General features: G+C 71.3%; 1 protein-coding gene. It reads right to left on the reverse strand.

Features of this window, described 5'->3' with window-relative positions; all coding sequences use genetic code 11:
* Positions 1 to 8,045, reverse strand: an 8,045-nt coding sequence (locus TR46_RS37120; RefSeq protein WP_042411513.1) for a type I polyketide synthase, incomplete at both ends; no start/stop codon positions are given.

Genomic DNA, 8,045 nt, shown 5'->3' on the forward strand with positions numbered 1-8,045 from the left:
AAGGTGGAAGCCGGCCGCCCAGCCACCAACGCCGACAACCCGCCGCCGAGTTCACCGGAGCTGCCCCCGATGACGACGGCCCGGTGCTCGAACACCGACCGGGTCGTCGCCAGCGACCAGCCCACATCGACAGGATCGAGATCCGGATTCGCAGACAGATGGTCGGCCAGCCGGAGTGCCTGCGCCTGGAGGCCGGCCGGGGACTGGGCGGACACCAGCCAGGACGTCGCCCCACCCGTCAGGACCGGCAGCGTCTCCTGGGTCGGATCACCGTCGGCGGACTCAGCCGGGGGTTCTTCAAGGATGATGTGGGCGTTGGTGCCGCTGATCCCGAACGCCGACACGCCGGCCCGACGGGGGTGACCGTTGGACTTCCAGTCCACGGATTCGGTGAGCAACTGGACGTCACCAACGGTCCAGTCCACCTGCGGTGACGGGATATCAGCGTGCAGTGTGGCGGGCAGCAGGCCGTTCCTCAGCGCCAGGACCATTTTGATGATCCCCGCCGCGCCCGCCGCCTGCTGCGCGTGACCGATGTTGGACTTCACCGACCCCAGCCAGAGCGGACGCCCCTCCGGCCGATCCTGGCCATAGGTCGCCAGAATCGCCTGGGCCTCGATCGGGTCACCTAGCCGGGTACCCGTGCCGTGACCCTCGACGGCATCCACGTCCCCCGACTGAAGCCCGGCGTTGGCCAGGGCCGCGCGGATCACCCGCTGCTGCGAAGGACCGTTCGGCGCCGACAGGCCATTCGACGCGCCATCCTGATTGACCGCGCTTCCGGCGACCAAGGCCAGCACCGTGTGGCCGTTGCGGCGGGCGTCCGAGAGCCGCTCCAGGACGATCATCCCCGCACCCTCGGCCAGACCCATCCCGTCCGCCCCGGCCGAGAACGCCTTGCAACGACCGTCCGCCGCCAACGCACCCTGCTGCGAGAAGCCGATGAACTCGGCCGGGTCGGTGATCACCATGACGCCACCGGCCAGCGCCAGGTCGCACTCCCCTGCTCGCAGGGCCTGGGCGGCCAGGTGCAGCGACACCAGCGCCGACGAGCAGGCCGTGTCGACGGTGACAGCCGGGCCCTCCAGGCCGAGCGTGTAGGAGATCCGGCCCGAGATCACGCTGGTGACGTTGCCGGTGATCAGGTGACCGGCCGACTCCTCGTCGAACCCGGCCTGTCCGGCATACCCGGACGACGCCGCACCGGCGAAGACACCGGTCAGCGAACCACGCAAGGACACCGGATCCAGCCCGGCGTGCTCCATGGCTTCCCAGGCGGTCTCCAGCAGCAACCGCTGCTGCGGATCCATCGCCAGCGCCTCGCGCGGGCTGATCCGGAAGAACGCCGGATCGAAGTCCGCGGCCCCGGCGACGAAACCGCCCTCGCCGGTGGCCGAAGTCGGTGCCGACCCGGGGACGGTGTCCAGGAGTCCGGTGATGTCCCAGCCCCGGTCCGCCGGGAAGCCGCCGATCGCGTCCCCGCCGCTCGCCAGCAGCCTCCACATCGCTTCAGGACTGTCCACCCCGCCGGGGTACCGGCAACCCATTCCCACGATCACCACCGGATCGGTGGCCGAGACGGGGACGACCCGTGAGACCGTGGACACCGTCTGCTGAGTGCCCATCAGCTGGGTCACGATCTGACGGGCCAGCAGCACCGGTGACGGATAGTCGAACACCACCGTCGAGGGCAGTCGCAGACCGGTCGCCCGGTTCAGCCGGCTCCGGAGATCGACCGCCGTCAGGGAGTCGAACCCCATCTCGCGGAAGGCGCGGGCCGCGTCCACCGCATCGGCCGAATCGTGTCCGAGGACGGCTGCCGCGTGGCTGCCGACGAGGTCGGTGACGATCCGCTCCCGCTGCCCGGGCGACACTCCGACCATTCGCTCCAGCAACGCCGCACCGTCACCGGAGGCGACGACGGCTGCCCCGGGCGCAGCGGCATCGACCTGACGGGCTTCGGGGATCTCCTGCAGCAGCGGCCAGGAGCGGGCCGCGTTGAACACTGCTGAGAACGTCGGCCAGTCCACATCGGCCACCGACAGGACCGTCTCGTCGTCGGCGAGCACCTGGCCCAGCACGGCCAGCGCCCGCAGCGGGTCCAGCAGCCGCAGCCCCTGGCGCCGCAGCCGTTCCGGCACCAGGCTCTGCGGCCGCTCTGAGACGGATGCACCGGCTTCGTCAAAGCGTCCGCCGGAGCTCCAGACCCCCCAGGCCACCGATGTGGCCGGCAGGCCCCGGGCACGCCGGTTCTCCGCGAGTGCGTCCAGGTGGGCGTTGGCGGCGGCATAGGTGGCGTGCTCGCCGACTCCCCAGGTCGCGCTGATCGACGAAAAGAGGATGAAGGCGTCCAGATCGAGGTCGGCGGTGAGCTCGTCGAGGTGCGTCGCTCCGCCGACCTTGGCGCCCAGGGCCAGGGCCAGCTGGTCGACATCGGTCCGGTCGACACCCATCAGCTCCACCGCGACCGCACCGTGGATGACCGCGGACAGGGGCGGGGCGATCGTCGGGATCCAGTCCAGCAGACCGGCCACCGCATCCCGGTCGACGACATCGCAGGCGACCATGGTGACCGCCGAACCGGCCTCGGCCACCTGGGCGGCGAGCACCGCTGCGCCCGGCGTCCCCGGCCCCCGCCGACTGGACAGCACAGCGTGCGGGGCTCCCGCGTCGGTCAGCCAGGCGGCCAGGTCCGGGCCGATCGCACCACTGGCCCCGGTCAGCAGGACCGTTCCGCGCGGCGTCCATCCCCCGTCACCGTTGCGGCGGGAAGCGGCCCGGACCAGACGGCGGGCCAGAACCCCGCCCGCCCGGATCGCCACCTGGTCCTCGCTGCCGTCGGCGAGCACCCCGGCAAGCCGAGCGGCGGCACGCTCGTCCAGGGCCTGCGGCAGGTCGATCAGACCACCCCAGCGTTCCGGATGCTCCACCCCCACCGTCCGACCCAGACCCCACACCTGGGCCTGGGTCGGGCTGGGCGCCTGGTCGGTGGCACCGGCCGTAACGGCGCCCCTCGTGACTGCCCACAGCGGAGCAGTCGCTCCGGCGTCGCCCAGGGCCTGGAACAACGCCAGCGTTCCGGCGACACCGGCGGGGACGACGGGATGTTCGGCCAGCGGCGTCTCGTCGACGCCTAGGAGAGACAGGACCCCGGACAGCGGTCCCGAGCTGAGAACTCCGCCGATCCGTGCAGCCAGCGAGTGCCGGTCCAGGTCGGCCGCCGGGATCTCGACGAGGACCACGTGGGCACCGCGGTCAGACAGCATTCGCTCGCAGGCGGCAACAAGTTCGCTGTCGCCCAGGCCGGTGGGCAGGGCGATCAGCCAAGTACCGGAGAGAACGGCCGGGCCGGGATCGCGCATCGGCATCCAGGAGATCCGGTACCGCCAGTCGGCGGTCACCGACTCGTCCCGCTCGCGCTGCCGCCAGGACGCCAGGGCCGGCAGCACCTCGCCCAGGTACTGCCCGTCCACGGACAGCGTCCGCGACAGGCCGTCCAGGTCTCCGGCTTCGACCGCGTTCCAGAACTGCGCCTCGACGGCCGTTCCGGTGCTGCCGCCACCGGCGATCGCGGCCGACACCGGGACGGCCTTCGGCCAGTACCGCTGTCGCTGGAACGCATAGGTCGGCAGTTCCACCACCTCGGCCTCGGGCACGACACCCGCCCAGTCGACCGGGACGCCGTGGACGTGAACCTCGGCCAGGGAGGTGAGCATCCGATCCGCGCCGCCGTCGTCACGGCGCAACGTACCGGCCACCACCGGGGCCGGCACGGGCAGACCGGAGGTGTCCTCTTCGCCGACTCGCTGGAAGGTGTCAGCGATCGCGCTGGTGAGGACGGGGTGCGCGGAGGTCTCGATGAAGACCCCGTACCCGGCCCGACCCAGGGCGTCGATCGCCTGGCTGAACTGGACCGGGGCGCGCAGGCTGGCGTACCAGTAGCCGGCATCCATCTCCGGGCCGTCGAGGAACTCGCCAGTCATTGCCGACACCATTGGCAACCGGCCCCGCTGCGGAGCGATGCCGTCCAGCAGGTCCAGGATCTCCTCGCGAAGTTCGTCGACCTGCGGCCCGTGCGAGGCGTAGTCCACCGGCAGCATGCGCGCCCGCACACCGTCCCGCTCGCAGGCGGCGAGGACGTGGGCCAGCGCCTCCGGATCACCCGAAACAACCGTGGCTTCAGGGCCGTTCACCGCCGCCACCGACACCCGGCCGTCCCAGGTCACCATCCGGGCCCGGACCGCATCCACGGATTCAGCGATCGAGAGCATTCCGCCGCGCCCCGACAGTGCGATCAACGCCCGGCTGCGCAGCGCGACCACTTTGGCGGCATCCTCCAGCGACAAGGCTCCGGCGACCACAGCCGCCGCGATCTCACCCTGCGAATGCCCGACCACAGCCGCTGGCTCGATCCCGGCGGCCTGCCACACCGCCGCCAACGACACCATCACCGCCCACAACACCGGCTGCACCACATCCACCCGGTCAAACCCAGGCGCACCGTCACGACCAGCCAGCACATCGCCCAACGACCAGTCCGCGTAAGGCGCCAACGCCTGCTCGCACTCCGCCAACCGGGCCGCGAACACCGGCGACGACGAGGCCAGCTCCCGCCCCATCCCGACCCACTGACTGCCCTGACCCGGGAACACGAACACCACCCGGCCACCGCCGCCGCCAGCCGGGACCGTCCCCGTCACCACGCCAGTCGCAGGCCGCTCCGCAGCCGCCGCCGACAACCCCGACAGCAGTTCCTCCCGGTCACGGCCGACCACCACCGCCCGGTGCTCGAACACCGACCGGCTCGCCACCAGCGACCAGCCCACCTCGGCAGCGTCCAGTTCAGGACGTGCCAGCACGAACTCACTCAGTCGGCCCGCCTGCGCAATCAGTCCAGCCCTGGACCGCGCCGACACCGACCAGGCGAATGCGCCTGTCAGCACCGGCAGTCGGGCGCCTTCACTCCGCGCCGCCGTCTCCTCGTCGGCCAACTCGGCCACCAACGGGGCCTCTTCGAGGATGGCGTGCACATTGGTGCCGCTGACTCCGAACGCCGAGACGCCTGCGCGCCGGGGACGGCCGTTGGCCGGCCAGGCCACCGGCTCCTGCAGCAGCCGGACCTCGCCCGCCGTCCAGTCCACGTGCGGACTGGGCTCATCGGCATGCAGCGTGCGCGGCAACTCCTGATGCTGCAGAGCCAGCACCATCTTGATGACCCCGGCCATACCCGCCGCGGTCTGCGTGTGCCCGATGTTCGACTTCACCGAACCCAGCCACAGAGGCTGGTTCTCCGGTCGGTTCTTTCCGTAGGTCGCCAGCAGTGCCTGGGCCTCGATCGGGTCACCCAGCACCGTGCCGGTCCCGTGCGCCTCCACCGCGTCGACCTGGTCCGCACGCAGCCCGGCATTGGCCAGCGCGGTCCGGATGACCTTCTGCTGCGAAGGGCCGTTCGGTGCAGTGATGCCGTTGCTGGCACCGTCCTGGTTTATCGCACTGCCGGCGACGACGGCGAGTACCTTGTGCCCGTTGCGCCGGGCGTCGGAGAGCCGCTCCAGGACGAGCATGCCGGCGCCCTCACCCCAGCCGATTCCATCGGCGTCGGCCGCGAACGCCTTTGAGCGACCGTCAAAAGCCAGGCCCTGCTGGCGGGAGAACTCGGAGAAGGGAGCCGGGGTGGACATGATCGCCACACCGCCGGCCATCGCCATCGAGCACTCACCCGCACGCAGCGCCTGGCAGGCCAGGTGCAGTGCGACGAGCGCCGACGAGCACGCCGTGTCCACGGTCACCGCCGGGCCTTCCAGCCCCAGGGTGTAGGACACGCGTCCCGAGATCACCGAGCTGAGGCCGCCGATGAGCATGTAGCCCTCGGTGCCGGTCTCTTCGGCCAGCCCCTGCCCGTATCCGCCGAAGGCAGCCCCGGCGAAGACCCCGGTCGCGGTGCCACGCAGCGAGGCCGGGTCGATTCCGGCCCGCTCGACCGCTTCCCAGGCGGTCTCCAGCAGCAGCCGCTGCTGCGGATCCATGGTGATGGCCTCACGCGGGCTGATCCCGAAAAACCCGGGATCGAAGTCGGCGGCGTCGTAGACGAATCCACCCACGAGGGTGGTGGCCGCGCTGGCGTCCAACCCGGCATAGAGTCCCTCGGCGTCCCAACCCCGGTCCGTGGGGAATCCGGCGATCGCGTCGGTCCCGGAAGCCAGCAGGTCCCAGAGGTCTTCGGGTTCTCGGACACCGCCGGGGAAGCGGCAGCCCATCCCGATGATGGCGATCGGCTCGCCGGGATCCGTCAACGCACGGGCCGCGTTCGGCGCCTCGGAGTCGGCCATGATGCCGAGCAGTTCGGTCCTCAGGAACTGCACGGCCCCAGCCGGTGTGGGGTAGTCGAAGACGAGGGTGGCGGGCAGTTTCAGTCCGGTCGCCGTGTTCAGCCGGGTGCGCAGGTCGACTGCGGTGAGCGAGTCGAAGCCGAGGTCCTTGAACGCCCGGTCCGCCGGAACCGCGTCGGCAGACCCATGTCCGAGGACGGCAGCGGCCTCGGCCCGAACCAGATCGGTGAGGATCCGCGTCTGCTCGGACCGGTCCAGGCCGGCGAGTCGGCGGCCCAGCTCGGTGCCGACGACCGCCTCCGTGCCGTAGGCACCCGTACGGGTGCCGTCGAGCGCCTGCTGGGCTTCCGGCAGGTCGGCGAGCAGGGGGCTGGGCCGTTGGACGGTGAAGATGGTGGCGAACCGGTCCCAGTCGATATCCGAGACCGTGACCAGGCCTTCCCCGGCATCCAAGGTGGCTGCCAGGGCCCCGACGGCCAGTTCTGCATCCATCTCCCGAACGCCAAGACGCTGGAGCACCTCTCCGGCCGGGCCCTCCCCCATGCCGCCACCGCCCCAGAGGCCCCAGGCGACCGAAGTCCCGGCCAGACCACGAGCCCTTCGGTCTTCCACCAGGGCGTCAAGAGCTGCATTCGCGGCCGCGTAGCCGGACAGTTGGGCGCTGCCCCACGTGGCCGCGCCGGAGGAGAAGACAACGAAGGCGTCCAGGTCCCTGCCTGCTGTCAGTTCGTCCAGGTAAGACGCGCCACCGGCCTTGGCCTGCAGTGCTGCCGCCAGCTCTGCCGTGCACACTCCGTCGATCGGGCCGCCGGGGGCGGCGCCGGCGGCGTGCATGATCGAGCTCAGTGCGGGGCCGTGCCGGTCTATCCAGGCCAGCAGACCGGCTGTCTGGGCCCGGTCGCCGACATCAGCGGCGAGGACGTCCACGGTCGTACCAGCCGTGGCCAGTTCGGCGGCCAGCACCGCCGCACCGGACGCGACCGGACCGGACCGGCTGGACAGCACCACCCGGGCGGTATCCCGCGCGGTCAGCCAGCGCGCCACATGCCCGCCGACGCCACCGGTACCGCCGGTGATCAGAACACTGCCTCCGGGCTTCCACTGCGGCGCCGTACGGGCCAACCGCGGCGCCCGGACCAGACGCCGACCCAGGACACCGCTGGATCGGATGGCGACCTGGTCCTCACCACAACCGGCCAGGACAGCGATCAAACTGTCAGCCGTGCGCGCGTCCCACGACGGGGGCAGGTCGACCAGACCACCCCAGCGGTCCGGATGCTCCAGTGCCACGACACGACCCAACGCCCAGACCTGTGCCTGCGCCTGACTGACCGACACTTCACCGGCCGTTGCCGCGCCCGACGTCAGTACCCACAACGGCGCGCCGATTCCGACGTCGCCGAGGGCCTGCACCAGGCCCACGGTCCCGGCCAGACCGGTGGCCACGACCGGCGATGCGGCCAGCGGCAGTTCATCGACGGCCAGCAGCGAGAGGATTCCCGCCACCGCCGGACCGTTGTCGTGCAGCGTCTCGGATATCCGGTCGGCCAGCGTCGAGCGGTCCACCTCCCCGGTCGGGATCTCGGTGAACAGAACCTGCGCTCCGCGATCGGTCAGCGCCTGACGGCAGTCGGCGGCCAGAGCCTCGTGGGTCGATCCGGCCGACGCCACGACCAGCCAAGTGCCCGACAGCGTCGCCGCGCCGAGCGGGGCGAG

The organism is Streptacidiphilus carbonis, from assembly GCF_000787775.1.
In the GTDB taxonomy this organism is placed as follows: domain Bacteria; phylum Actinomycetota; class Actinomycetes; order Streptomycetales; family Streptomycetaceae; genus Streptacidiphilus; species Streptacidiphilus carbonis.